This window comes from Ensifer sp. Root1252 (assembly GCF_001425885.1).
In the GTDB taxonomy this organism is placed as follows: domain Bacteria; phylum Pseudomonadota; class Alphaproteobacteria; order Rhizobiales; family Rhizobiaceae; genus Ensifer; species Ensifer canadensis.
On record NZ_LMDT01000023.1, the window covers coordinates 143,103 to 169,835 of the forward strand.

Genomic DNA, 26,733 nt, shown 5'->3' on the forward strand with positions numbered 1-26,733 from the left:
TCTGTTCAAGGAGGAGAAATGGAATGAGACGTTTTGGGAAAAGGCTTTCGCTACTTGCCACCTGTGCGCTTCTGCAATTGGGCAGCGCCGCCGCCGAGGACGCGTCGACGAAGATTGTCGACGATCCGCTCGAACTGACGATCCACTTCCATTTCCGCGACAAGTACGTCTACACGGAGAACTGGCCCGTCGAGAAGAAAGCGGCGGAATGGACCGGAATCCACGTCAAGAACGTGGCCTCGCTTGCCACCAGCAACAGCCGCGACGCCTTCAACCTGTTGATGGCGTCTGGCGATCTGCCTGATATCGTGGGAGGAGATGTGACAGGCGGCCTCAAGGACGACTTTATCCGCTACGGGATGGAAGGCGCCTTCCTGCCGCTTGACGACCTGATCGCCGAAAACGCCCCCAACCTGAAGAAGTTCTTCGACGATCATCCCGTGGTGCGCCGCGCCATCAGCGCGCCCGATGGGCATATCTACTTCATCCCTTATGTTCCGGAGGGAGAGTATTCGCGCGCCTGGTTCATCCGCCGGGACTGGCTGGAGAAGCTCGGTCTCAAGGAACCGCAAAATGTCGACGAGCTCTACACTGTGCTCAAGGCATTTCGCGAGAAGGATCCCAACGGCAACGGCAAGAAGGACGAGGTTCCCTATTTCGCCCGCGAGCCGATCGAAGCCGTGCGGCTCATCAACATGTGGGATGCGCGCGTCTCGGGGTCGGAACGCTACGGCGACTTCATGGTCGAGGACGGCAAGATCGTCCACCCGTGGACGACGGCAAACTACAAGACCGGGATTTCAAAGGTTGCCCAGTGGTTTGGCGAAGGGCTCATCGACACGGAAGTCTTTACTCGCGGCGCACGCGTTCGCGAATACATGCTCGGTAACAATATCGGCGGCATGACCCATGACTGGTTCGCCAGCACCTCGAACTATACCGAGGCTCTGAAGGACAGCGTTCCCGGTATCAATTTCGCACCGATGCTGCCACCGAAAACGGTATCGGGAAAGCGCTTCGAGGACAGTCGGCGTGCGACCGTTCAGCCTGCCGGCTGGGCGATCTCCTACACCAATCAGCACCCCGCCGAGACGATCAAGTACTTCGACTTCTGGTTCTCCGAAAAGGGTCGCATTCTCTCCAACTGGGGTGTCGAGGGCGTCAACTACGACATGAAGGACGGCAAACCTGTCTACAAGGACAGCGTCCTCAAGAACCCAAAGCCGGTGAACGCCCAGATGTGGGAGATCGGCGCCGGCGTGCCGCGCGGCTACTGGGCCTCCTACCCGTCCGAACAGCAGTGGACCAACAAGATGGCCCTCGACGGGATCGCCATGTACGAGACGGAACCCGGCCTGCTGCAGCCCGAATTCACCGGCGTCTCGATGAGCGCCGAGGAACGGGCGGTCTACGACAAGTACTGGCCGAGCCTGCTCACATACATGACCGAGATGCAGCAGACCTTCGTGCTCGGCGCACAGAATGTCGACGCCTCCTGGGATGCCTATCAGGCTCGCCTCGAACAGCTCGGCCTGCCCGAGGTCATCAAGGTCATGCAGACGGCCTACGACCGCCAATACGCCAAGAACTGACACATCAGGGCGCGGCGCGGCCGCGCCCTATTCACTCCCCGACTTGTTAAAGGACGTCATTTTCGATGCCCAAAGCTGACGAAGCCCCACGACTGCATTATCTCGACGAGCCGAAACCCGGCACGCTGACGATCACCTATCAGCCGAACGGCTCCGCCATCCAGGAGAACCCGCCGCGTTTCAGCTGGCTGCCGGCGCTGGACGACAATGCCCGCTATGCCCTCAAGGTGTCCCGGAATCCATCCTTTCCACCGGCCGATACGCTGCTGTTCGAAGACCTTAATTGGAACTTCTTCACGCCGGACGTAACCTTCGAGCCCGGCGTCTATCACTGGGCCTTCGCGCTATGGGATGGCGCATCCAAAACCGTTGTGTCCGCCTGGAGCAGCGTTCGAATATTCGAGATCCTGCCCGGCTTGCCGGAAACACCGCTGCCGCGCGCGCAAGTCCGCTGGAATGCTGCGGATCTACGCCATCCCCGACTTTGGCTCGGTCCGAGCGAAGTCGGTGATTTTCGCGAACGCCTGGAGGCAGATGCCGATCATTGCGGCTGGCAGGGTTTTTTCGACAAGTCTGTCGCGCCATGGCTCACGCGCGATTTCATCGCAGAGCCTGCCCTCTACCCCAACAACGTGCGCGTCGCGAAACTCTGGCGGCAGATGTACATCGATTGCCAGGAAGCCATCTACGCGGTGCGCCATCTGGCGATCGCCGGCGTAATTCTCGACGATCCCGCGTTGATCACCAGGGCGCGTGAATGGCTGCTGGCGATCGCGCGATGGGATCGTACGGGCGCCACCGCGCGTTCCTACAACGACGAGGCAGCCTTCCGCGTCGTCACCGCACTCGCCTGGGGCTACGACTGGCTGTGGGATCATCTCGACGACACGGAACGGACGGAGGTCCGCGACGTCCTGCTGGCGCGGACGCGCGAAGTTGCCGATCATGTCCTGTGGCGTGCGCGCATCCATGTCTTCCCCTATGACAGTCACGCCGTGCGCTCGCTATCGGCCGCATTGACGGCCGCCTGCATCGCTCTTGCTGGAGAAAGCGACGAGGCGGAAAGCTGGCTCGACTATACGATCGAATTCCTGTTCACACTCTACTCCCCATGGGGCGACGCGGATGGCGGGTGGGCCGAGGGTCCGCATTACTGGATGACAGGCATCGCCTACCTGACGGAGGCCGCCAACCTCATCAAGAACTTCCTGGACGTCGACCTCTACAAGAGGCCGTTCTTCCATAAGACCGGCGACTTCCCGCTCTACACCAAGGCACCGGGTACCCGTCGCGCCTGTTTCGGAGACGATTCCACCCTCGGCGACCCGCCGGGAGTAAAGGTCGGCTACAATGTCCGCCAGTTCGCAGGCGTCACCGGCAATCCTTACTACCAGTGGTACTACGAGCGCCTTAAGGCCGACGCCGCCGGAACCGAGATGGAGTTCTACAATTACGGCTGGTGGGATCTCAATTTCGACGATCTCGTCTATCGCCACGACTATCCGCAGATCACGGCCCAGGCGCCAAGCGACCTGCCACCAGTGAAATGGTTCAAGGATATCGGCTGGGTCGCCATCCAGAAATACATGGACGACCCTGCGCGGCATATCCAGTTTCTGTTCAAGAGCAGCACCTTCGGCTCGCTCAGCCACAGCCATGGCGACCAGAACGCTTTCCTGCTCTATGCCTTCGGCGAAGATCTGGCCATCCAGAGCGGCTACTATGTGGCCTTCAACTCCACCATGCACCGTAACTGGCGGCGCCAGACCATTTCCAAGAACGCCATCCTCATCGACGGCAAAGGTCAGTATGCCGACGGCGATAAGACGATTGCAAAAAAGGCCGGGGGGCGGATTGTCACCGTGCGCGAGGAGCCGTCCCATGTCTTCATCAGCGGCGATGCGACGGCGGCCTACCGGGCCGCAGATCCTGACGTGTTGCGCGCCGAACGCGACGTCTATTTCACCGCAAGCGATTTCGTTGTGCTCGTCGACCGCGTCGAGTGCTCCCGTCCAAAGCCCGTTCAATGGCTGTTTCATGCGACAAGACCGATGGACGTCGGCACCAACAGCTTCCGCCTGACCGGAGAGCGCGCCGGCCTTTACGGGCAGTTCGTCCACTCGACCTCCGGCCCGCCCAATGTTCGCCTGGTCGAAGGTTTCGAAGGGATCGATCCCGCCGACGTCGAGGGCATGGATACCCAATACCATATCGAGGCCAGCCTGCCGTCGGCGAGCAAGCACACCCTCGTCACCCTGCTCGTTCCCTATTCGCTCGATGAGCCGCGGCGGGTCTTTAACTTCATCGACGACCAGGGGTTCAGCGCCGACATCTACTTCACCGATGTCGACGACAACCAGTTGCGCATCGTCATCCCAAAGAACTTCTGATCACGAAAGGATATTTCCATGAACGGACTGAAAGACAAAGTCGTGCTGGTCACCGGCGGCGGACGCGACATCGGCAAGGCCTGCGCCGAGCGACTTGCCAAGGAAGGCGCAAAGGTCGTCGTCACCTATTTCGGCTCGGCATCAAGCGCTGAACAGAGCGTCGGCGCTATCAATGCGGCGGGCGGCAAGGCGGTCGCACTTAGAGCGGACATGACCAATGCGGCGGATGCCCAGGCCGCGGTCGACAAGGCCGTGTCGGAATTCGGCAGGCTTGATGGCCTCGTGCACGTCGCCGGCGGCATCATCGCCCGCAAGACGCTGTCCGAGATGGACGAGGCGTTCTTCCGTGAAGTGATCGACGTCAATCTGACGTCGTTGTTCAATGCAACCAAAGCCGCGGTGCCCGCCATGAATGAAGGAGGCTCGATCGTCACCTTCGCGTCCCAGGCCGGCCGTGACGGCGGCGGTCCCGGCGCCGTCGCCTACGCGACCTCCAAGGGGGCCGTGATGACGTTCACGCGTGGCCTGTCGAAGGAACTCGGCCCGAAGATCAGGGTGAACGCCGTCTGCCCCGGCATGATCTCCACGGCTTTCCACGACACCTTCACGAAACCGGAAGTGCGCGAGCGGGTTGCGGCAGCGACACCGCTCAAGCGCGAGGGACAATCGGCCGAGGTCGCAAGTCTGGTCGCGTTCCTCGTCTCCGACGAGGCTGCCTTCATCACCGGCGCCAGCTACGACGTCAATGGCGGCACGTTCTTCTCGTAGGACCAGAACATGACAGTCACATCTCCGATCCATGGGAGCAGGGTCGCCCTGCTCGGGACCTCGCTCGTCCAGCAGAACCACGATGCCGGCGAGCGGCATATCCGATCGTCGGCCAGGGGCTGGTCGACATGGGCGGAGGTGCTGACCCATGGCCAGCTCGATATCACCGTCTTCCACGACCCACGCGTACATCCTGGATGGGAGCCGAGCGGGCGGGTGGGTGACTCGCGCGGCTTCGGTGGCCTTAACGCCGGTGTCTCAGGCCAGAAGGCCCTAGATATCGCCAACCGGATCGACCAGGTCCTTGCGCTTGATTTCGACCTCATCATCGTTGACGCGGGAACCAACGACATGATGGTGGAGACCAAGGAAACCATTCAGGCGATCCGCGAGGCGATCGTGTCCCGCCTGCTCGATGCCGGCAAGCTGGTCATCCTGCTGCCGATCCTTGCCCGCGGGACGCAAAAATGGTCGGCCGGCGGATCGGAGCGTGCCAAGGCGCAATGGATCAACCAGAAGAGCCGTGCCTTCGCGGCCCGAAGACCCCGTTGCCACATCTTCGACTGGAACAGCGCCTGGGTCGACTGGCATAGCGCGGACGGCGTTCCACACGCCGGATTCTCCGATGACGGCACGCATTTTTCTGTGCCGGGCGGTCATGCCGTCGGCAAGGCGTTGGCCGAGTACCTCCGCGGGCTGCTTGCTCCGCACGTTCCCGAACGGTGGGCGCGGGACGATCGTTTCGACCCGGTTCACAATCCCCTCGGAAGTTTTGTTCCCGATCCGCTTCCGGGCAACGCAAAGACGTTTGCGGGGCCGCCGCCCGATTGCAACGTCACGGCCAGCCGTGCCGTAAGCAGCACCGGTCATCCGGCAGGCTGGCAAGAAATCAGTCTGGAAGGCGGCCATTGCGTCCTGGAGATCTTGCCGGAAGGTTTCATCAATCCGCTGCCGGCAGGCGCCTGGGTCCGGGCGAGCTGCGCGGTCGAGGTCGACGCGCATGATGGCTGGCGGGACATCTCCCTTGTGCTTGAAGACTGTGGCCCGGAAGGTCTGACGGCACAGGCGCTTGCACCTTTCGATCTCGGTGACGGCAACCTCGCGTCCTATCCGACCGAGGCATGGTCAGGCATGCTGAGGACACCGCCGATCAAAATCAAAACGCCATCCCAGAGGCTTCGGCTCGCGCTCAACCTGCGCATTGTCTCATCTGGGCGCCCGGCAACGATGCGTTTCTCCACGCCGCAACTACGCCAGGTCGACCCGCCCGCCCTGGGCTGGCACCGCTAAACCATCTGGGACACGCTTCCTGCCTTATGGTAAGCAATCAATGCTTGAGACTCTACATCGCAGAGTGACCTCCGCATATGGTCGTAACGCCCGCCTGCGGTCGAGCAGGCCGAACCGATTGACCGGTTCGCCGTCTGCAGGACATTCCCGGTGCCCCGAGGGACTTCGAAGACCTGCCTATCCAGACACGCCCGCTGCGAAAGCGACAACGCGGTCAGGGGCCGCCGATTTGAAGCAGGCCTCTTTTGCTATCACCGTCGAGAGTATCCATGGCGGCAAACAAACGATCGCGCTCGATGAGCCAGGGCTTGAACTGCTCATTCACGTCCAGGACGAACACCAGATCTTCGGCCTCCAGATATCCCGCCACGGGTGAGTGGTGTCCTGCTCCCGCTCCAAAAATCGTCCTACGATCGAAGTTGATGATGTAGCGACGGTCGGGATCGTTAGCGTGCGTCATGTGCTCACGGAACTGCTCGGCGGTCAGGTTCCGCAGCACGGTGACCTGGTGGCTCGTCTTCTTTCGCGCAAGCTCAGCCAGCTCGTCCAAAGTGAGCCCCATTATGCAGTACCCCGTCCAGCACGTACCTGTTCCGGACAGGACGTCGGCCTCGGTCGTTTCGTCCTCACCGATCGAGCGGAAGCTGTTTGCAAGGCTTGCAGGTCCACACCGCGAACCGTTCGACTGCCACGTGACGCGTTTGTCAAAGGCAGAAGCGACCGGGAGGCTCCAGGCTTTTTCGAGAAGATCTGAACTGCGAATGACAGATGTCTCGATCGCTATGGGAGCAACGGAGGTCCGAGAAGGCACGACGAATGTCGCCGCAACGAGCAAACCCAAGGCGGCCGCAAAGCCAAGCACGACCCGATGTTTCATTGTCTGATCCCCACAATGCAAGGACGATCAGAAACAATGAACCAGGGACAAGATGTCATCAATGGAGGCCGATCTGCCTTGCACCTTCGCGAAACAGCGTCTGCTGTTCGGGCCCCAGATGAAACGCGGTCAGAAAATCGCTCAGGCTGTAACCTGAAAACCGATGATGGATCGACGCCACGTAGCCACGCCCTTCGTCGAGCCGGCCGATGAGCGCCAGCGATAGCGCCGCGATCGCCAGAATGTGGGCATGGGCATTCGGCCGAGCCGCAGCCTTGATGGCCCAGCCGGCGGCCTCCTCAAAGCGTCCGAGGCGCACGAGTGCCAGCGCCCGGCTTGCCAGCATGCCGAAGAGCAGCGGATCAAATGGACTGAGTTTTCGCGAAAGATCAGCCGCCACAATAGCTGCCTGCGCATCGCCGGACTGAGCCTGGACGAAGGCGAGCGAATAATGACCAAGCGCAAAGCTGGGGCTGAGTTCGACCGCCTGTTCCAGCTCGCCGACGGATTGGTCATGCAGCCCCCGCAGCCAGAGCGCTCGGCCGATTGCCCAATGCGCGGCCGGGTCGCGGTCATCGGCCATCATGCTTTGGCTGGCTGCCCGATACGCGAGCTCGACCTCCACGTCCTGATCCGCCCAGTGCTGGAAGGCGCTTTGAAAATGGGTGAAGGAAAGGCCCGCATGAGCGCGGGCGAATGTCGGATCGAGGTTTATCGCGGTCTCGAAGAAGTGTCGGGCCTGTTCATTGTTGCTCCTGGTGAAGCGATACATGTGCCAGAGCCCACGGTGATGCGCCTCCCACGCATCGAGAGAACTAGGTGGCTTTAGGATTGCCCGGTTGCTCTCAAGCGATTCGACTTCACGCTCGATGGTGACGACGATCCGGCTGCCGATCTCGTCAAGCAGAAGAAAGGTCTCCGCGGCATCGTACTCGAAGACCTCGGCCCAGACGATACGGGCGGTTTGCGCCTCCGTAAGTTCGACGCAGACGGTGATGCGCCTTCCGAGGCGCTGGAACGAGCCGTTGACGACATAGTCGACGCCGAGCATCCGGCCAGCCTCGTGCGGTGTGTACCGGCGGTCGCGCAGGGCGAACATGGTGCCCTGGGCGATCACGCTGAGGCTTCGCTGTCGGGCGAGCCGTGTGATGATGTCGTGAACGAGCGCATCCGACGACCCACCCGGAATGGCCATCGGCGACGTGTCATCGAAGGGCATGATGGCGATCGAGGCACGGCGATGCGTCTGAGGTGCTGCTGTTTCGCTCGGCGCCGTTTCGGCGACGGGCGCCGGATGCACTATGAACGTCTCGTCAGCCTGAGCCCTGGCCGTGCGCCAGATCTCTCGAAGAGGTTTGCTGTCAACGCCTTCACTATCGAAAAGCTTGGCAGTTGCTGCCAGGTGCTCCTCTCCTTCCCGAACGCGCCCGTCGGCAGCAAGGCTTTGCAGCAGCAGCTCGTGGGGACGAAGGTCAAAGGAGGCAAGGGCAATCCAGCGATCGAGATAGCTGCGCACTTCCTCATGGCCGGCGCGTTGTACGATGTGATCGAGGAGAGCCGCATGGGTATCGCGCAATCGGCGCCGTTGGAACGCCAGCCAGCTGTCAAATGCCGGGCAGCGCTCAATCGCAAGGCCGTCAAGAAAATCGCCGACAAAAAGATCGGCCAGGGATCGCAACTGTTCCGGTGCAACCGTCCTGAAGCCGTGTCGATGGGCTGCGGTAACCTCGATCGCATCGACCGAGCAATCCGACAGATCGAGGGCGATCGTATCGCCCTTGGCACGGACGCGCTGCTCACCGATCAGCGACCGGATCTTGCTCAGACACCATCGCAGTTCACCGCGCGGATCGTCGGGAACATCCCACAGAAGGTCGCAAAGCTGAGCCCTACCAGAGGGATGAGGCGAAAGCGCCAGATAGGCAAGAAGAGCACGCACCTTGCGCGATCCGGGCAACGGCACGTCCACGCCTTCACGGCGAATTGCCAATGGTCCGAGCAGTCGGAGCGTTAACGACGGCATGTCGATCTGCCTTCGCCCGTAAGGTTCCATGGTCATTACCACGCCGGCTCCCACGCCGGTTCCCACGCTCTCTGCCTAAACCAGAAGCCGCGGAAGATCAGATGCTCGAAACAGGCCTGTGACAAACGCACCATGACCCAATCAAACTGCCTTAAGGAGGAAAAAATGTCCACATCCGCAGCTCTGGCCGACCAGAACCACCAGCCTGCCGTCGACCTCGGCGCGCTCAAGGCCCGGCAGCAAAACGCGTGGTCTTCAGGCGATTACGCCGTCGTCGGCACGACCCTGCAAATTGTTGGCGAGAGCCTCTGTGAAGCGCTCGATCTGCGCGCCGGCTCCAAGGTGCTCGACGTCGCCGCTGGCAACGGCAACGGTGCGCTTGCCGCCGCCCGGCGCTGGTGCGACGTCACCGCGACGGATTACGTCCCTGCGCTCCTGGAGCGCGCTCGTGAGCGCGCCAAGGCTGACCGGCTCTCCATCACCTTCCAGGAGGCAGATGCAGAAAACCTGCCCTTTGCCGATCAGTCGTTCGACACTGTGCTCTCGATTTTCGGCGTGATGTTCACGCCCGATCAGGAGCGGGCTGCCGGCGAGCTCCTTCGTGTCTGCAAGCGCGGCGGCTCCATTGGCCTTGCGAACTGGACCCCCGATGGCTTCATCGGGCAGGTGTTCAAGACGATCGGTCGCCATGTCCCACCGCCGGCAGGTGCCCGCTCGCCGGCGCTCTGGGGATCGCGCCCGCGCCTTGAGGAACTTTTTCCTGCTACGTCCGCCTCGGTTGCGGCAATGCCGCGGCAGTTTGTGTTCCGCTACAAGTCGCCAGACCATTGGCTTGAGGTCTTCCGGACCTTCTACGGCCCTGTCTTGAAGACCTTCGCCGCTCTGGAACCCGCGGGACAGGACGCGCTCGCTACCGATCTGCTGGCACTCGTTGCACGCTTCAATCGCGCCGATGGCGGCACCATGGTGGTGCCGAGCGAGTATCAGGAAGTCGTTGTTACAAGGCTCTGAGTCAAGGCTATGTTGACCCATGTCACCGCCGCACACGCGTCTCGATCCGTGCTCGGCGGTGTACATCAAAACGGTCCAACCTTACGACGATATGTCATCGATGAACCTCCCAAGCGAGCGATCAACGTAACGCCGACGACACTCACCCTCTCACTGGACGGCCCAGCACTACGAACTAGCTGCTGATCGCGGACGTGCACGCGACCTGTGATTACGTGCCCATTTTCCCGACAAAGCGCTTGTTTTTCCTTCGGCGGTCGGCCCGCTTGACTCCTCCCCAGAACGCATCTAGTAAGTTGTAGGCCTAACCCTACATTTGGACATCATGACCCGATCAACCTCGAATGCAACTCCCACGCTGTCGCTGACAGACCTGCCAGGCCCGGACGTGCCCATTCGCCGTTTGAGCCACCCTTGGCGCTGGATCAGCGGTGGTGCCGTCATCCTCCTGCTGGCAGTGATCGGTCGCGCCTTTGCGGTTGGTCAAATCCAGTGGACGGTCGTCGGGCAGTTTCTAACGGCCGGCGTCATCATCACCGGTTTCGGCTGGACCCTGTTGATCTCGGCCTGCGCGCTTGCACTTGGCGTGGTCCTCGGCTTCGCCTTCGGGATCATGCGCCTTTCGGAAAATCCGATCCTGCGCTTTGCCGCCTGGCTTTACGTCTGGATATTTCGCGGCACGCCGGTGCTGCTCCAGCTTCTCATCTGGTTCAACATCGCGCTCGTCTTTCCCCGTCTCTACATTCCGGGTCTGGTCGACGAGCGCATGGTTGATGTGGTGACGCCCTTTGTCGCTGCCGTTCTCGGTCTTGGCGTCAACGAAGGCTCTTATCTGACGGAAGTGGTGCGCGGCGGGATCTCATCCGTCGATCGCGGCCAGAAGGAAGCGGCGCACACTCTCGGCATGACGCCCGGCCAGACGATGCGGCGCATCATGCTGCCGCAGACCCTTCGGTTGATCCTGCCGGTTCTTGGCAACAGCGCCATCGGCATGCTGAAATTCTCCTCGCTCGCCGCCACGATCGCCATGGGCGAAATGCTGAATGCGGCCCAGCGGATTTACTTCATCAACGGCGCGGTCATCGAGCTGCTGTTCGTTTGCGCCGCCTGGTACCTCGCCGGAACGACGGTTCTTTCCATCGGTCAATATTATCTCGAACGCCATTTCGGCCGCGACGCCGCTGCCGCTGCCAGCAATCGAAGCTGGTTCAAAGGACGGGCGCGGCGTCTCGCCGCTGTGAGGGAAGCATGAGTCTCGCGGTCAAGGCGGTAGGTATCCGCAAGAGTTTCGGCAGCCACGAGGTATTGAAGAGCCTCGATCTCGAAGTCGCCTATGGTGAAGTGCTGTGCATCCTCGGCCCTTCGGGCAGCGGCAAGAGCACGTTCCTTCGGTGCATCAACCATCTCGAAACGCCAAACGGCGGTTATGTCTGGGTCGATGGTGCGATCATGGGCTACGCGCTCCATCGCGGCGCCCTGCAGGAGCTGCCCGTCAAGCGACTACGCGCACAGCAGAGTCAGCTCGGCATGGTGTTCCAACACTTCAATCTGTTCGCGCATCTGACGGTGCTCGGCAATGTCATCGAAGGGCCGATGATCGTGCGCGGATTGCGCCGGGCTGAAGCCGAAGCCCGCGCCATGGATCTGCTGGAGCAGGTCGGCATGGCGGCCAAGGCCGAAAGCTATCCGTCACAGCTTTCCGGCGGCCAGAAGCAGCGCGTGGCGATCGCCCGGGCGCTCGCCATGGAGCCACGGGTGATGCTGTTCGACGAACCGACCAGCGCGCTCGATCCGGAGCTTGTCGGCGAGGTGCTGGAGGTCATGCGCAATCTGGCGCGCGGCGGTACCACCATGATTGTCGTCACCCATGAGATCGGCTTTGCCCGCGAGGTGGCAGACCGCGTCGTGGTGATGATCGACGGAGAAATTCGCGAGACCGGCGCGCCGGAACAGGTCCTCAGCAACCCCGGTGATCCGCGCGTGCGCACATTCCTCAGCCGCGTTCTGGCCTGAGAAATTTCAGCTTAAAAATGGGAGAACAAAAAATGAAACGACTGCTGCCAATAGTTCTGGGACTTGCCTCCACCACATTCATCAGCCTGTGTGTAGCCGGAGGGGCCCATGCCGAGGCCGATGAGAAGCTGGCGGCCGCCCTGCCCGAAGCCGTGCGCGCCGCTGGCAAACTCAACGTCACCATCAGCCTTGCCTATCCGCCGATGGAATACAGCGATGCCGGCTCGACCGACCTGAAGGGTTTCGACATCGATCTCGCCAAGGCCGTCGCCGAGCGCCTCGGCCTGACGGCCGAGTTCCAGAACGTCGAATTCCCGCAGCTCATTCCTCAGGTCGTCACCGGCCGGTCCGACATGATCATGACCGCCTTCTCCGACAAGGTCGAACGCCAGACACAGCTCGATTTCATCGACTACTTCAAGACTGGCAACGTCTTTTATTCCACGGCCGATCAGCAGGGAGAGATCAAGGTTGAAACCGATCTCTGCGGCAAGACCGTGGCCGTGGCGACGGGCACCAGCTGGGTCACATGGGCGGAAAATGTCGGCAAGACCAATTGTGCTGCCGACAAGCCGATCACGGTCATCCAGATCCCCACACAGGCCGAACACATCATGCAGATCCGCCAAGGCCGTGCACAGGCCTCGGTCATCGGCCTGGAGGGCCTGCTCGATCTGATGAAGCAGGAACCGGGCAAGTTCTACCAGATCGGCAAGGTCGACGAGATCAATTACTACGGCATCGCCTTTGCCAAGGCGAATGGCCCCTTGCGCGATGCGGTTCTTGCAGCGCTCGAGGCGCTGAAGGCGGATGGTACTTATGCACAGATCCTCGATCGTCATGGCTTGAAAGATGCTGCCGTGGAAGAGTTCAAGGTGAACGGAACCACGAAGTAACGGAGCCAAACGGAGCCCGCCTTGACCCATCCCTCCATGCCTGACGCCCCCATCGCCGCCGACGACAGATTGTCGAGATTGCGCCTCGATCTCTATTCGAGCGAGCAACTTTACCGGCAGCTCTACCGGGCTCTTCGAGCCGCAATCCTGAGCGGCGATTTTTCCGAGGGGGAAGCCATTCCCTCGGAAAACCAAATGCGTGACCAGTTCGGCATCGCCCGGACCACGGTGCGCAATGCGATGGCGCTTTTGGTGTCGGAGGGACTGGTCCAGCAGGTTCGCGGCCGGGGCACGATCGTTTCGCACCGGCCGATCAGCCACAATATCTGGAACTTCGGCAGCTTTACGGAACTCGCCCGCCGACAAGGCCAACGCCCGACGACGCGGGTACTGGAGCATCGGGTTGAGAACGGTGAACTGTTCCTGGTGCGCGCTCGCGGGCTTGCCAACGGCGAGACCGTCAACTGGCTGAACGTCGATACGTCGCAGCTCGATCTCGCCCTCTATCCAGGCATCGACCGCTACGATTTCGCGGCGCAATCACTCTACGAGGTACTGCGCCGCGACTATGACCGCAACCCCATTCGCTCGGAATTGCTTTTGACGGTTGTGCCGCCATCCGACCGTTTGCGGGAGGTGTTTGCTCCGGCACACGACGTGCCGGGCTATCTTTGCGCCAGCGGGGATGTGCTCGACGCCGACGATCGGTTGGTCGAACGCACGTCGATCGTCTACTCGCCGGCGGTCCAGATGAAATTCGCCACCCGTTGGGGGCGTGATACCGCGCCGGCCTGATGGCGGCGCGACGCAGGAGAACGAACATGAGCCGCTTCGGCGAGACCTTTACGACGCCAAAACCCATTCTCGGCATGTTGCACCTGGCAGGCGACAGCCCCGAGGGCAAACTCGCCCAAGCCGAGGAAGAAGCCCGCATTATGGCGGGTGAAGGTGTCGATGGATTGGTAGTTGAGAATTATTTCGGCCACGCAGAGGATGTGGAGCGGGTGCTGGAGCGGCTGTTCGGCCTTGATCTCGGCACGCGCATCGGCGTCAATGTGCTACGCGATGATGCGCGCGCATTTGAACTTGCCCGACACTATCCCGTCGCCTTCATCCAGGTCGATTCCGTTGCCGGTCATTTGCCGCCCGAGACGGATGCTCCCTTCGCCGCAGACCTTGCCACCCGCCGTGAAGGCGTCTCGGCGCTGCTGCTCGGGGGCGTGCGGTTCAAATATCAACCGGTCCTGTCCGGCAGGCCGGAAGCAGAGGACGTGCGCATCGGCGCCTCGCGTTGCGACGGCCTCGTGGTGACCTCCGATGCGACGGGCCGGCCGACCGACATGGACAAGGTGGCGCGTTTCCGTGCCGCAGCCGGGGGTGGTGTACCGCTACTGATCGGAGCCGGCCTTACCGAGGCCAATGCCGCCGAACAGCTTACCCACGCAGACGGCGCCGTCGTCGGAAGCTGGTTCAAGCACGACCATAAGGACACCGGCCGGGTTGAAGCGGCCCACGTCGCCGGCTTGATGCGCGTCGTGCGTGCTGCCAGGAGTGCCGCATGAGCGCTCCGGATGCCGTCCTCGCCCGGCCGGTGACCGCCGAGAACTTTTCGCGGTTCGGTACGACCTACAATCTGACCGACGATTTAGATCCCAAGGCGATATGGACAGCGGGCGACGGCTGGCGCGACGGGTTCACCGCCGCACCGCTGATTGAGGGCTCTGGCCACCTTGGCATCACGCGCGGCGGCGGCGGACCATGGCTCTGCGCGGCAATGGAGCGGCACCTGGGAACCGAAGAGGCGCTGTTCTGCGCATCGCAATCGATCGTGCTGGCCGTCGCGCCCGCATCCGACGCATTGGCACCGCATCGCGATGACCTTGAAGCATTCGTGATTGCGCCGGGGCAAGTGGTAGTGATGCATCGTGGCGTCTGGCACGACGCTTGCCGCGGCGTTTCGGGCCCTGCGCCCTACTATTGGATGGCGATATGTGGCTTCGGTGAAAGCCCCTGGGTGCCTGTGGCTGGCGGACCACGCCTGATCAAGGCGGCCAACCAGGAAGGACTGAGCGCATGACAACCTTTTTCATCGGTGACGTGGCGCTCGACGAATATTACACCGCCGATCGCTGGCCGGGTCGTGCGGACAAGGGCATGGTCGCCGAACTGCCGGCGGAAACCGGCGGCTCTATCGCCAACGCCGCTGTGGTACATGCGGCACTGGGCGGCCGAACGCAGTTCATCTCATTGCTCAACGACAGCCCGCTGTCAAAACGGCTGATTGCCGACCTCGTGGAGAACGGCGTCGGCGTCAGCCACATGCTGACCGACCCTGCTATTCCCGAATCGCGCAACCTGATCTTCCTGGTCGATGGCGAGCACATCGTGCTGACTGTTGAGATGGGCGAACAACCGATGTGGCTGTCACCGGACAGTTTGACGGCGCTGCGTCAGCCCGGATTGATGTATACGACCCTCTATCGTGTCCGCCGGCTGCACGTGCGGACGGAAAGCGGCATTCTGAAACAGGCCGGACTTCTGGCCGACCTGCGCCAGCACGGGCGCCGCGCCATCTTCGATCTCGACGTCGGCGGCTGCACGCCTGAGGACATGCCCTATCTCAAGGGTGCGGCGGTGGTCATCTTCAACCAGGTCGGCTTCCGTACCGCCTTCGGCCATGAAGACCTGTCGTGCATCGGAGACTGGATGCGCGATCATGACATCGACTGGGTGGTGCGCACGTTGGCGGCCGAGGGTGCAGAGGCGCGTAACGGTGACACGATACTGCGCGCCAGTGGGTTTCCGGTCGATGTCGTCGACGTGACTGGCGCTGGCGATACCTTTGGCGGCGTGCTGACCTGGTGTCTTGAGCAGAACCAACCCTTTGCCGATGCCTTGAACTTCGCCGTGGCTGCCGCAGCCCGCTCAGTCACCGTCCATGGTCCCCGCGGCGGCAAGGCCAACGCCGACGAAATCCTTCGCTGGTGCGATGACAGAACCCGGCACCGGCCGCGCCATTGAGCGCGGATTTCGATGATATATTGTCCCGGGCGACGGTACAGATTGCTTGCCAGCAGTCCAAACCCGTCCAGATAGCGGTTGAATCTGTTTAACGGCGTACCTCAACCGCGCTCAATAGTAAGGTGAGACGCACGCTTGTCGCGGACCGTAATAGGGCTGGAATGTATCGTCGTATGCCCTATAGGAACGGTAGCGCGCGTAGCACCAGCGCATATGTGCACTGCCGCCGCCGTAGACTTGGCGGTAGTAGCGTGGCGCATAATAGCGCTGCCGGTAGTAGTTCCCGCCATAGTAGTTCCCGCCATAGTAGTTATTGCCGTAGTAGTTCCCGCCGTAGTAACCGGGGCCATAATATCTGGGTTGAGCCAGCAGCCCGCCGATAACGGCGCCGGCGGCAAGCCCACCCAGTGCCCAAGCCCAATCGTCACCACCACCGTTGTGATGACGTCCGTGGTTGTACCCGCCATACCCGCCGTAGCCGCCGTAGCCGCCGCGATATCGCCTGTACTGAACCAGCTGGGCTTGCGGCGCCTCAATCCCTGGCGCGGCAATTGTGGGAAATGCCATGACCGGCGGAGCGCTTGTCAGCGCAGTCGCAAGCGACAAGGCAACGATTGCAAACCTTTTCATTGGCTTCACCTTTCCTCTGCAGCGCCACACGTCGAATTCGGCGCGCAAAGGACACTGCAGTCCTTTAGATCGCGGCCTAATTCTACCCTAAAATCGAACTTGAGTTGAGGAATTATATATCGGCCGGAAAGCATCCCGTTCCGCTCACGGACGCTTGAATGAAATGCTTCGAATGCGGGAATGCCTGCCTTCTCCGCAAACCCTGGAAGGTGCCCCGCTTCAACAGCTACCGGTCGCGCTGAGACCGTTCGCACGCAGTTTGTGTTTTCGACCAGGCGATCGCGCTCAAACTGAACGAAATGTCCGCCTGCCCTTTACAAAGCCGTTTCGCCATGGACACATTCGCGTTCGGAGGAATGGAGGAGCGTGGCAGCAATGCCATTGAAGTTCCATGGTTTCACATTCTGAACATGTCCGCGAGATCGAGCGGGTGGGACAGGGCCTGGCAACGGGACGCGACGACATTGTCGTCAAGTCGTGGCTGCGGTGCCTTGATCAGCACAAGCTGGATCCAGCGCAGACATGCGAAGCCTACATCCTGCCTGAACAGCGCCTTCGCGAGCATCGGCAGGAAGCCGAGGACCTTATCAGGATCGCGCGGTCAGGCCTTGAAAACCTCTACAACCAGGTCGCCGGACAGAACTACGTTCTGCTGCTCTCCGACAGGAAAGGCGTGACAGTCGAATTTCTGGGCGATCCTTCCTTCGACAACAACCTGCGCCGGGCCGGCCTCTACCTTGGATCCGACTGGGCCGAAGCGCGGGCGGGTACCTGCGCCGTCGGCGCCTGTCTCGAGACCGGAGAAGCCTTGACGATCCACCAGAGCGACCATTTCGACACAACGCATACGCCGCTCTCCTGCACCGCAGCGCCGATCTACGATACAGAAGGCGGGCTTTCGGCCGTTCTCGACATTTCTCTGCTCAGCTCTCCAATCCTGAAGGCAAGCCAGAACCTTGCGCGCCACCTTGTGGCCGCCACCGTGCGTCGTATCGAGCTCGCCAACCTGATGGCTCGGACGCGCCATGAATGGGTGCTGCGCTTTGCCCGCTCGCCCGAGTTTCTCGACGTCGATCCTGAGGCGGCGATCTCGATCGACGGCCGCGGCCACATCATCGGCATGACCCATGGCGGCGCACGGATCCTGGCGCGTTCGGCCGGGCTCGACTGGCGTGACCCGCAAAACCTCATCGGGCAACCGATGTCCCGTTTCTTCGATATCGGGGTTGATGGCCTGGTGGAGTTGACCCGTTGCAGGCCGACTGAGGAACGGCTTCTGACCGCGCGTGACGGAAATGCTCTCTTTGCCCACGCGATCGAACCGCAGTTTCCTGTCGGCCGGTCGGCCGGCAAGATCGCAACGGCCTCGCCCTCTCGACGGCTCGGCGGCCAGGTGCCGGTGATCGCAGCTCTTCAGGATCGGATCACCAAACTCGCGCCGACCGCATTGCCGGTCCTCATCCAGGGCGAGACCGGTTCGGGCAAGGAGCACCTCGCCCGAACAATCCATGACTGCAGCGGCCTCAAGGGTAAGTTCGTTGCGATCAATTGTGCCGCGTTGCCCGAGCATCTGATCGAGAGCGAACTCTTCGGCTATCTGCCCGGCGCCTTCACCGGGGCATCGCCCAAGGGGCGCAAGGGCCTGATAGAACAGGCCGAGGGCGGAACCCTCTTCCTCGACGAGATCGGCGACATGCCCCTCACCCTGCAGACAAGATTGCTACGGGTCCTGGCGGAACGGGAGATCCTGCCGATTGGCGGGCAGGAACCGAAATCGGTGAACCTGCGCATCGTCTCGGCAACGCACCGGCCGCTGCAGCAACTGGTGCAGGAGGGGCGCTTCCGCGAAGACCTGTTCTATCGTCTGAATGCCGTCGTGTTCCATATGCCGCCGCTTCGCGATCGGGCGGATTTCGAATGGCTGCTCGCGACACTCCTCGAAAAACACCGCACCGAGGAGCGACCTTTGCACATCTCGTCGGACGCGCTGGCCGCGCTGAAGGCGCATGGCTGGCCCGGGAATATTCGCGAGCTGGATAACGTTCTCGCCGTCGCCGCTGCCGTCTGCGACGAAAACAGGATTGAACTCGGCGACCTGCCGGACCACCTCACAGCGACGCCGACAGGCAAGACTGAAGGTCCTTCCCCAATCGGAAAGACCGATGACGGCACGGCGCTCGAGATCATGCTCTCTTCCTGCGGCTGGAACATCTCCGAGGCGGCCCGGCGCCTGGGCGTCGATCGCTCCACCGTCCATCGTCAGATCAAGCGCCACCGGCTGCGCGCCAAGCACTAGCATGCAACAGGTGTGGCACCACACCTGTTGCATCCGCCTCAGGTGGACGATGCCCACCAGGTCGAGCTACGCCATTGATTAGCAACGATATTCAAACCTGACCCAGCCCTGGCACGCCCCTTGCTCCGTACTGTCGCAACAAAAGGCAGAACGGAGGAAACATGCGCGCACTCAGATTTCATGCAGCCAGGGATCTGCGGCTTGAACAGATCTCGCCACCCGATCGCAATCCGGGGCCAGGCCAGGTCCTCATCCGCAATCGCTTTGTCGGCATCTGTGGCACGGACCTGCACGAATACGCCTATGGCCCGATTTTCATTCCAAGCGAACCGCACCCGTTCACCGGCGCGCGGGCGCCACAGATTCTCGGGCACGAGTTCGGTGGCATCGTCGAGGCGATCGGCGACGGCGTAAACACCATTGCGGTCGGAGACAGGGTATCCGTTCAACCGCTGATCATGCCGCGATCCGGCGACTACTTTGCCGATCGCGGTCTTTACCACCTCAGCACCGACCTCGCCTTGGCGGGCCTCAGCTGGCAGTGGGGCGGGATGGCGGAACATGCCACGCTCAACGAATACAACGTCCAGAAGATCCCCGATGCGATGAGCGACGAGGAGGCAGCCCTTGTCGAACCGACTGCGGTTGCCGTCTATGCCTGCGATCGCGGTGGCGTGACGGCGGGAAGCAGCGTGCTCGTCACCGGTGCCGGACCGATCGGCATCCTGACACTGCTGGCGGCAAGGGCAGCCGGCGCAGCACAGCTGTTCGTCTCCGACATCAACGATGCGCGGCTCGATTTCGCAAGATCGATCCTGCCCGATCTGATCACGATCAATCCCAAACGGGACAATCCCGGCGACATCGTTCGGGCGACCTCGGAAGGCAAGGTCGGTTGCGATGTCGCGATCGAATGCGTCGGCAACGAACATGCGCTGAAAGCCTGCGTCGATGCCGTGCGCAAGCAGGGTGTCGTCGTGCAAACGGGTCTGCATCCGCACGAGAACCCGCTCGACTGGTTCCAGGTGACCTTCAAGGACATCGACCTGCGCGGATCCTGGGCCTACCCGACCCACTACTGGCCGCGCGTCATCCGGCTGATCGCATCGGGTCTGCTTCCGGCCGCCAAGGTTGTGACGAGCACCATCACGCTCGACCGGGCCGTTGCCCAAGGCTTCGACGCCTTGCTCGATCCGGCCGGCAAGCAACTGAAGATCCTGATCGACCTTACAAAATGATCATCCGGGCACGCCGGGGAAGGAGGAGCTTCCCCGGCGTTTGCCACCTGACACTCGAGCAACACGGAGGAGATACCATGCTTGAAGACAGCCCCAACACGAAGATAGACGCAGCCCTTGCCAAGCTCGGCAAGGCGCTGGAGCGCGGAGATGTCGAAGCCGCGGTCAACCTGTTCCAGGCTGACTGCTATTGGCGAGATCTGGTCACGTTCACCTGGAACCTGCGCACGATGGAGGGCCACGACCAGATCCGCGACATGCTGACAAGGCAACTGAAAACAATCAAACCATCGCGATTTCGCCAGGATGAGAAGGAACTGGCAAGCGACGGCGACGGCATCACGCAGGGCTGGTTCGAATTCGAAACGGATGTTGCGCGTGGCTATGGCCATATCCGTCTGAAGAATGGCCTGATCTGGACGCTATTGACGACGATGAGCGAGCTCAAGGGGCATGAGGAACCCAAGGGTCTGAAGCGACCGATGGGGGCGGAACACGGCCACGACCCCAATCGCAAGACCTGGAGCGAAAAACGCCAGGCGGAAGCCGCCGGACTTGGCTACGAGACGCAGCCCTACGTCGTCATCATCGGCGGCGGCCAGGGCGGCATTGCGCTCGGTGCGCGCCTGCGCCAACTCGGCGTACCTACGATCATCATCGAGAAGAACGAGCGACCCGGCGACAGCTGGCGCAAGCGATACAAGTCACTCTGCCTGCACGACCCCGTCTGGTACGACCACCTGCCCTACATCCCCTTCCCGGAGAACTGGCCGGTCTTTGCGCCGAAGGACAAGATCGGCGACTGGCTGGAGATGTACACCAAGGTGATGGAGCTCAACTACTGGAACTCGACCACCTGCAAATCCGCTTCCTATGATGAGGACAAGCAGGAATGGACCGTCGTTGTCGAGCGCGATGGCAAGGAAGTGGTGCTGAAGCCGAAACAACTTGTGCTCGCCACGGGCATGTCCGGCAAGGCCAACGTTCCCAAATTCAAGGGACAGGAGATTTTCAGGGGCGAGCAGCAGCATTCCTCCCAACATCCGGGCCCCGACGCTTACAAGGGCAAGAAGGTGGTGGTGGTCGGGGCCAACAACTCCGCTCACGACATCTGCGCCGCACTATGGGAGGCGGGCGCCGACGTCACCATGGTCCAGCGTTCCTCGACCCACATCGTACGATCGGATTCGCTGATGGAGATCGGGCTCGGCGACCTCTATTCCGAGCGGGCGGTCGCGGCCGGCATGACGACACGCAAGGCAGACCTCATCTTCGCCTCGCTGCCCTATAGGATCATGCACGAGTTCCAGATCCCGCTCTACGACAAGATGCGCGAGCGCGACGCCGAGTTCTACGCGGATCTCGAAAAGGCGGGCTTCATGCTCGACTGGGGCGCCGACGGCTCCGGCCTGTTCATGAAATACCTGCGCCGCGGCTCGGGATATTACATCGATGTCGGTGCCTGCGACCTCATCATCGACGGCTCGATCAAGCTGAAATCCGGCTCAGACGTTGATCACCTGACCGAAACGTCGGTGGTACTCAAGGACGGCACGGAGCTACCGGCGGATCTCGTCGTCTATGCCACCGGCTACGGCTCGATGAACGGCTGGGCGGCCGATCTCATCAGCCGCGAAGTTGCCGAAAAGGTCGGCAAATGCTGGGGTCTGGGCTCCGACACGCCAAAGGACCCCGGCCCGTGGGAAGGCGAGCAGCGCAACATGTGGAAGCCGACACAGCAGGAAGCCCTCTGGTTTCACGGCGGCAACCTGCATCAGTCACGGCACTATTCGCAGTACCTCTCGCTGCAATTGAAAGCCCGACAAGCCGGCATCGAAACGCCGGTCTACGGCTTGCAGGAGCGCCATCACCGCGGCTGACGCCTTGAGGATTGGCCGGAGCCGGCCTCCGGCCAATCCTGTCGCATCGCTTGCGCTGTATTAGATCAGAAAGGCGCTGGCATTCTCAACTCAACGGAAAGCCCATTGCCGAAACCAGCCTGAGCCACGGCTTGCGCCATCCGCCCTTTTGGTCGGCCGTGTCGAGCGCATACATCGTGACCTGTGCCCCGAGCCAGCGAAAGGGTTCCGGCGGCACGACGTTGGGCAGCTGCGTTGCGAAATCCAGCCTGCTCTCCGAAGTCTTCGAGCCGTCGAGAATGTCGAGCGCTATGCGTGCGCCGAATCTCGACGCGGAGACCCCAAAACCTGAATATCCGCCGGCATAAACGACCTTGCCTGCGTGGTATCTCTGGAAATGCACCGCCATGCGTGTGCTGAGATCGATCGGGCCGCTCCAGGCATGCGTGAAGCGGTGGCCCTGCAACTGCGGAAACGTATCGAAGAACGCGGCCGCCAGCGGCTCATAGGTGTTGACGTCGCTATCGACGCTTGGTGACGTCGTGCCCGCGAAGGCATAGCCGAGCCTTCCCCCGAAGATGATCCGGTTGTCCTTCGTCAGCCGCATGTAGTTCATCTGGGTTCGGGTGTCGTAGACACCCTGCCGGTTCTTCCAGCCGATCGACGCCATCTGTTGCTCAGACAACGGCTCGGTCGCGAGCACCCGATCTCTGACGGCGACGACACGGCGCTTGATGCCGGGATGGCCGGAAGCGAATGCGTTGGTGGCCAGCAGCACCTTTGGCGCGGTCACCGAGCCGAAGGGCGTCTTGACCTTGATCTTGGGCCCGACCTCATCGAGCGCCAGCAACTCCGTATTCTCAAAGATCTCAACGCCGAGAGAAAGGGCCGTTCGTTTCAAACCCCAGGCGAGCAAGGCGGGGTGCACCGTGCCGCTGATATCCTTTGACCAGATCCCGGCCTTGTAGCGCGGCGATCCGATCTGCGCCTGGACCGCGTCCTGATCGAGAAACACGGCCTGATGGCCATACTGAAGGTGCAGTTCATGCTCCCTGCGAAGAGATTCGAGATGGTCTGCATCCACGGCAACGGTCAGTTCGCCGCCCCACTCCGCGTGGCAGTCGATACCATGGTCGAAAATGGTCTGCATGAACCCATGCATGTTCTCCTTGCCGAGCCGCTCCAGCTCGGCGATGTCGTTGGGGAACACGCGCACCGCATTGGACAGGCCGTGCATCACCGACGTCGAGACGACACCGCCCGGTCGACCGGAGGCGCCGTTGGCCACGGTGCTCTTTTCGATCAGCACCACATCGAGATCGGGCTTCGCCTGTTTGGCCTGGATTGCGCCCCAGAGGCCAGTGAAACCGCCACCGACGATCAGCAGATCAGCCTTTCGATGGGCCGTCAGCGGCGGCAGCGCCTCGGGAGCATCCGGCCGATCCAGCCAGAACGGCGACATTTTCACGTCGGCAAGCGACACTACCGACGGTCGTTGCATTGGGTGCGCCATAGGTCACCCGTCAGTCTTTGCTGTGTGCAAGACGTAGACTTTGCGCATCGTCTCCAGCACCTCGAACCGGACCTCAACCCCCTGCGGCAGCAGGTAACTTTCGCCGGCTTGGAACATCTCCACCGATCCGTCCGGGTTGGTGATCGAGACTTTTCCCGAGAGGATGAAGCTGTACTCCACCCCGTCAGGGTAGGAGAGCATTTCGGCATAGGGCGTCGATTGCCATGTACCGACGACGATCGAGCCGTCAGCGCTCTCGAAGTGGACGTCACCCATCTCGTCGGCAAAACCCGACAGGATCGCTTCGACGGGCACAACGCTGCACTTTTCCAGCTCGCGCAGGCCGACGCCATAGCGATCGATTTTCATTACCTTGGACATGTATGCTCCTGAATGCATGGTCAGTGGTTGGCGGGACGGGAGGCTGCCCCGCCCCGATGCGGTTTGGGGCTGCTATTTCGCCCGATAGACTTCCGTTCCGGCGACATAGGTCGCCTCGACATGCCGCTTGCGAATGGACCGGTCGACGGGGTCGGGAAGCTTGGCGTCGAGCACGACGAAGTCTGCCCATTTGCCGGTCGAAATCGAGCCGATCTCATTGGCCCACGGCGTCATGTTGGCGCCGGCCTGGGTGTAGGCGAACAGGGCCTCGTCAAAAGTGACCGCCTGCTCGGGGTGCCATGGACCATCGCCGAGCCCGAACGGGCTTTCGCGGAAAACGGCATCGTTGATCTGGGTCAGGGGGCTGAGCGGCGATGTCGCCCAGTCGGATCCGAACACGACCGGCACCTTGTGCTGCAGCATCGACTTCCAGACATAGGCATGGCTTTCGCGCTCATGGCCTACCCGCTCGGTGATGTATTTTCCGATCGTGCCGGTTGCGTGGTTCGGTTGCATTGACGCGACGATGCCGAGCTTCTTGAACCGCTCGATATCGGGCGGAGAAATGATTTCGATATGCTCGACGCGATTGGGGTATTTGCCGGGCGACTGGCCTTTTTCGAATGCGTTCAGCGTCATCTGCACGCCGGCATCGCCGATCGCGTGGACGGCAGTCGGGAAACCGTTGTCGTTTGCGACCTTGATCAGCGCGCTGAGATCAGCCTCCGACTGGAAGGGCTCTCCCTTCCACCCCGTGCGATCCGAATAGTTTTCAAGCAGGTAGGCCGTGTGGGTCGACAGCACCCCGTCGACGACCGACTTGGCGTAACCGACCGTGAGCAGCGGTCCCTTCACCTTGGTCTCGCCGCTGGCAGCCACGCGGCTGTCGACGGCCTCACGATCCTTTGCCGCCGCCGGAACATTTGCAGCCTTGTCCTCGAAGAAGCCGTACCAGACCCGCAACGACAGGTTCTTGTCCTCGACGAGTTTCAGATAGTCGTAGACGGCGGCGATGGACGACATGTCATGAACGCCGGTCAGGCCGACGCTGTTGGCAAACTTCACGGTCTGCAGCAGCGCTTCGGCGCGTTCCTTGTCGGAATAGGCCGGCTTCTTGTTGGTGATGAGGTCGCCAGCGCCTTCTAGCAGGATCCCGGTCGGATCTCCGGTCTTGGCGTCGACGACGATCTCGCCCCCGGCGGGCACCTCGGATTTCGCGGTGACGCCGCCGATTTCCAATGCCTTGGTGTTCACCCAGATCGAGTGGAAATCGATATCGCGCAGAACGACGGGGCGATCCTTGACCACGGCGTCGATGTCTTCCTTCGTCGGAAGCTTGCCCTCCTTCAGCGTATAGTCCCAACCGCCTCCGGTGATCCACACGCCTGGCGGCAGGCGTTCATCCGCCTCCTTGATCTTCTTCAGCCACGTTTCCTTGTCTGGGATGTAGGAGAGATCGACGCCAGTGACGTAGTCCGTGCCGCTTGTCAGATGCGTATGTCCATCGATGAAGCCGGGCGTGACAGTCTTACCGCCGAGATCGAGCACCGTGGTCTTGCCATCGGCGAGCGACCGGATCTCGGCGCTGGTGCCGACCGCCACGAACTTTCCGCCCTCGACGGCAAAGGCTTCCGCTCGAGGCGTATTCGGATCGACGGTCCGCACGTCGCCATTGACGGCGATAAGGTCGGCAGCGGCATTCGCAACCGTCGACGATGATCCGGCCGCAAGCGCGGCGAGCATGGTGCCAGCCAGAAGCTGGTGCAGCAGAACAGGTGATTTCTTGGTGCGCACGTCTTTCCCTCCCGAGGTCCGAACAGATGAAGCGGATGCATGGAGTAAGCGGCAATGCGGCCGGATGCGGAATACTCCAAAGGGCTAGGTTCGCCGATCGGCGGTTGGCGCGGGCGTTCCGACCATGTCCGCAACAGGCCATGGCCATGTCTTGCGGCCGTTTCGAAACTCACCTACGCTCGCGCGAGGGAGGACATTTTCATGAACGGGAGTATCGCGACGAGCGAGCCAGGCACGGTTACGCAGTCGCCTGCAATCAATGAACTGGCAATGTCACTGATCGGCAATATCGGTCGACTTGATTTCCAGGAGCGCTTGACTGAGGCACTGAAGCAGCACGTTTCCGTGGATGCGGGGCTGATCCTGCTCTATCGCGGCGACAGTGCGCCGAAGATACTCTTCAACGATTGGCAGACGCATCGCGGCCTGTCCGACATCCGGCATTACCTTCAGGGCCCCTACCGGCTCGATCCGTTCTATCAACTCGCTGTCGAGAACGAAGATGACGGGCTTTATCGCCTGAGCCAGATCGCGCCTTCGTTCGATCGAACCCAGTACTACCGCGAATACTACCAGCATTCCGGACTTCATGACGAGTTCAACTTCATCGTCAGCCTCGACGATGCCTCGAAGATCGCGATCTCTCTCGGCCGCAAGCGGTCGAGCATCGCGTTCAGCGCACAGGAAGTGCAACTGCTCGAGAGCCTCGCTCCGATCCTGCGCACGGCAGTCATCCGCCATTTCCGCGACCTCAGACCCGAGACGCTTGATGGCGAGGCTTCCGCGTTGCAGAAGGCGCTTGCCCAGGCGATAGGCAATTTCGGCCGCAGCGTCCTGACGGAGCGCGAATGCCAGGCCGCTCAGCTCGTTCTGCGCGGCTACTCCGTCAAAGGGGCTGCGACGCGACTCGGCATCTCGCCGGCAACAGTGAAGCTCCACCGCCGAAATCTCTACTCGAAGCTGGATATCACGTCACAAACGGCGCTGTTTGCGTTGTTCATAGATGCAGTCTCTTCGGCCAGGAACGTCTACGAAGACCCGCTATCCGGCTACCTCGCCAAGCGCGGGCAGCTCACGGGCGAACTTGCCTGCAACTGACGGGATGTCCGTGCAGGCGACTGAGGCCTTATTAACGCTATGG

22 protein-coding genes are annotated in these 26,733 nt (G+C 61.6%); 16 read left to right on the plus strand and 6 right to left on the minus strand.

What is annotated here, in order from left to right; translation table 11 throughout:
- Nucleotides 1-23 precede the first annotated feature (23 nt).
- From ASD02_RS21895 to ASD02_RS21910, 4 genes are all read left to right on the plus strand, one after another.
- Nucleotides 24-1,592, plus strand: coding sequence for an extracellular solute-binding protein (locus tag ASD02_RS21895; protein ID WP_025430111.1), 1,569 nt, complete (start codon nucleotides 24-26; stop codon nucleotides 1,590-1,592).
- 65 nt (nucleotides 1,593-1,657) lie between these two features.
- Nucleotides 1,658-3,982, plus strand: coding sequence for a DUF4962 domain-containing protein (locus ASD02_RS21900; protein WP_057220007.1), 2,325 nt, complete (start codon nucleotides 1,658-1,660; stop codon nucleotides 3,980-3,982).
- Nucleotides 3,983-4,000: 18 nt separating this feature from the next.
- Nucleotides 4,001-4,750: a glucose 1-dehydrogenase gene (locus ASD02_RS21905; RefSeq protein WP_025430113.1), complete on the plus strand. Its 750-nt coding sequence runs from the start codon at nucleotides 4,001-4,003 to the stop codon at nucleotides 4,748-4,750.
- A gap of 9 nt (nucleotides 4,751-4,759) precedes the next feature.
- Nucleotides 4,760-6,040, plus strand: a complete 1,281-nt coding sequence (locus ASD02_RS21910) for an SGNH/GDSL hydrolase family protein (RefSeq protein WP_025430114.1) — start codon at nucleotides 4,760-4,762, stop codon at nucleotides 6,038-6,040.
- A gap of 214 nt (nucleotides 6,041-6,254) precedes the next feature.
- Here ASD02_RS21910 and ASD02_RS21915 read toward each other — a convergent pair whose 3' ends face one another.
- Together ASD02_RS21915 and ASD02_RS21920 are read right to left on the minus strand one after the other, a co-directional pair.
- The gene (locus tag ASD02_RS21915) at nucleotides 6,255-6,917 is read right to left on the minus strand and encodes a phytochelatin synthase family protein (protein WP_025430115.1); all 663 of its coding nucleotides are present in this window, start codon (nucleotides 6,915-6,917) and stop codon (nucleotides 6,255-6,257) included.
- A 58-nt stretch (nucleotides 6,918-6,975) separates the two neighbouring features.
- Nucleotides 6,976-8,970 (minus strand): transcriptional regulator, encoded by a 1,995-nt coding sequence (locus ASD02_RS21920; protein WP_113567390.1) that lies wholly within the window; start codon nucleotides 8,968-8,970, stop codon nucleotides 6,976-6,978.
- 135 nt (nucleotides 8,971-9,105) lie between these two features.
- Between ASD02_RS21920 and ASD02_RS21925 the strand changes: the two genes are divergently transcribed.
- The 8 genes from ASD02_RS21925 to ASD02_RS21960 all read left to right on the plus strand — a co-directional run bounded on the left by ASD02_RS21925 (nucleotide 9,106) and on the right by ASD02_RS21960 (nucleotide 15,881).
- Nucleotides 9,106-9,951 carry a class I SAM-dependent methyltransferase gene (locus tag ASD02_RS21925; protein WP_057207286.1) on the plus strand — a complete coding sequence of 282 codons (846 nt, stop codon included), beginning with the start codon at nucleotides 9,106-9,108 and terminating at the stop codon, nucleotides 9,949-9,951.
- A gap of 325 nt (nucleotides 9,952-10,276) precedes the next feature.
- The gene (locus ASD02_RS21930) at nucleotides 10,277-11,203 is read left to right on the plus strand and encodes an amino acid ABC transporter permease (protein WP_025430118.1); all 927 of its coding nucleotides are present in this window, start codon (nucleotides 10,277-10,279) and stop codon (nucleotides 11,201-11,203) included.
- The gene (locus tag ASD02_RS21935) at nucleotides 11,200-11,964 is read left to right on the plus strand and encodes an amino acid ABC transporter ATP-binding protein (RefSeq protein WP_057220009.1); all 765 of its coding nucleotides are present in this window, start codon (nucleotides 11,200-11,202) and stop codon (nucleotides 11,962-11,964) included. The genes ASD02_RS21930 and ASD02_RS21935 overlap by 4 nt, the downstream gene beginning before the upstream one ends.
- Before the next feature lie 32 nt (nucleotides 11,965-11,996).
- Entirely contained in the window at nucleotides 11,997-12,860 is an 864-nt protein-coding gene (locus ASD02_RS21940; RefSeq protein WP_057220010.1) for an ABC transporter substrate-binding protein, read from the plus strand.
- A 21-nt stretch (nucleotides 12,861-12,881) separates the two neighbouring features.
- Nucleotides 12,882-13,655 carry a GntR family transcriptional regulator gene (locus tag ASD02_RS21945; RefSeq protein WP_156408443.1) on the plus strand — a complete coding sequence of 258 codons (774 nt, stop codon included), beginning with the start codon at nucleotides 12,882-12,884 and terminating at the stop codon, nucleotides 13,653-13,655.
- 26 nt (nucleotides 13,656-13,681) lie between these two features.
- On the plus strand, nucleotides 13,682-14,422 hold the full coding sequence (locus ASD02_RS21950; protein WP_057220011.1) for a BtpA/SgcQ family protein: 741 nt from the start codon (nucleotides 13,682-13,684) through the stop codon (nucleotides 14,420-14,422).
- Nucleotides 14,419-14,937, plus strand: a complete 519-nt coding sequence (locus ASD02_RS21955) for an ureidoglycolate lyase (RefSeq protein WP_057220012.1) — start codon at nucleotides 14,419-14,421, stop codon at nucleotides 14,935-14,937. Before ASD02_RS21950 ends, ASD02_RS21955 begins: the two co-directional genes overlap by 4 nt.
- Nucleotides 14,934-15,881 (plus strand): carbohydrate kinase family protein, encoded by a 948-nt coding sequence (locus ASD02_RS21960; RefSeq protein ID WP_025430124.1) that lies wholly within the window; start codon nucleotides 14,934-14,936, stop codon nucleotides 15,879-15,881. The genes ASD02_RS21955 and ASD02_RS21960 overlap by 4 nt, the downstream gene beginning before the upstream one ends.
- A 111-nt stretch (nucleotides 15,882-15,992) precedes the next feature.
- On the opposite strand, the gene ASD02_RS21965 is transcribed toward ASD02_RS21960, so the two are convergent.
- Nucleotides 15,993-16,511, minus strand: coding sequence for a BA14K family protein (locus ASD02_RS21965; RefSeq protein ID WP_057220013.1), 519 nt, complete (start codon nucleotides 16,509-16,511; stop codon nucleotides 15,993-15,995).
- Nucleotides 16,512-16,902: 391 nt separating this feature from the next.
- On the opposite strand from ASD02_RS21965, the gene ASD02_RS21970 reads away from it, so the two are divergent.
- The 3 genes from ASD02_RS21970 (at nucleotide 16,903) to ASD02_RS21980 (ending at nucleotide 21,925) form a co-directional block, all read left to right on the plus strand.
- The gene (locus ASD02_RS21970) at nucleotides 16,903-18,807 is read left to right on the plus strand and encodes a sigma-54-dependent Fis family transcriptional regulator (RefSeq protein WP_057220014.1); all 1,905 of its coding nucleotides are present in this window, start codon (nucleotides 16,903-16,905) and stop codon (nucleotides 18,805-18,807) included.
- A 161-nt stretch (nucleotides 18,808-18,968) separates the two neighbouring features.
- Complete coding sequence (locus ASD02_RS21975; protein WP_025430127.1) at nucleotides 18,969-20,045, plus strand: 2,3-butanediol dehydrogenase; 1,077 nt, start codon at nucleotides 18,969-18,971, stop codon at nucleotides 20,043-20,045.
- 77 nt (nucleotides 20,046-20,122) lie between these two features.
- Entirely contained in the window at nucleotides 20,123-21,925 is a 1,803-nt protein-coding gene (locus ASD02_RS21980; RefSeq protein WP_057220015.1) for an NAD(P)/FAD-dependent oxidoreductase, read from the plus strand.
- Nucleotides 21,926-22,010: 85 nt separating this feature from the next.
- Here the strand turns inward: ASD02_RS21980 and ASD02_RS21985 are convergent, their stop codons facing one another.
- The 3 genes from ASD02_RS21985 to ASD02_RS21990 all read right to left on the minus strand — a co-directional run bounded on the left by ASD02_RS21985 (nucleotide 22,011) and on the right by ASD02_RS21990 (nucleotide 25,592).
- Nucleotides 22,011-23,405, minus strand: a complete 1,395-nt coding sequence (locus ASD02_RS21985) for an FAD-dependent oxidoreductase (protein WP_082555589.1) — start codon at nucleotides 23,403-23,405, stop codon at nucleotides 22,011-22,013.
- Nucleotides 23,406-23,420: 15 nt separating this feature from the next.
- Nucleotides 23,421-23,798, minus strand: coding sequence for a cupin domain-containing protein (locus ASD02_RS37270; protein WP_162255919.1), 378 nt, complete (start codon nucleotides 23,796-23,798; stop codon nucleotides 23,421-23,423).
- A gap of 72 nt (nucleotides 23,799-23,870) precedes the next feature.
- On the minus strand, nucleotides 23,871-25,592 hold the full coding sequence (locus tag ASD02_RS21990) for an amidohydrolase (RefSeq protein WP_057220016.1): 1,722 nt from the start codon (nucleotides 25,590-25,592) through the stop codon (nucleotides 23,871-23,873).
- Nucleotides 25,593-25,793: 201 nt separating this feature from the next.
- Between ASD02_RS21990 and ASD02_RS21995 the strand changes: the two genes are divergently transcribed.
- Complete coding sequence (locus ASD02_RS21995; protein ID WP_162255920.1) at nucleotides 25,794-26,690, plus strand: helix-turn-helix transcriptional regulator; 897 nt, start codon at nucleotides 25,794-25,796, stop codon at nucleotides 26,688-26,690.
- Nucleotides 26,691-26,733 lie beyond the last annotated feature (43 nt).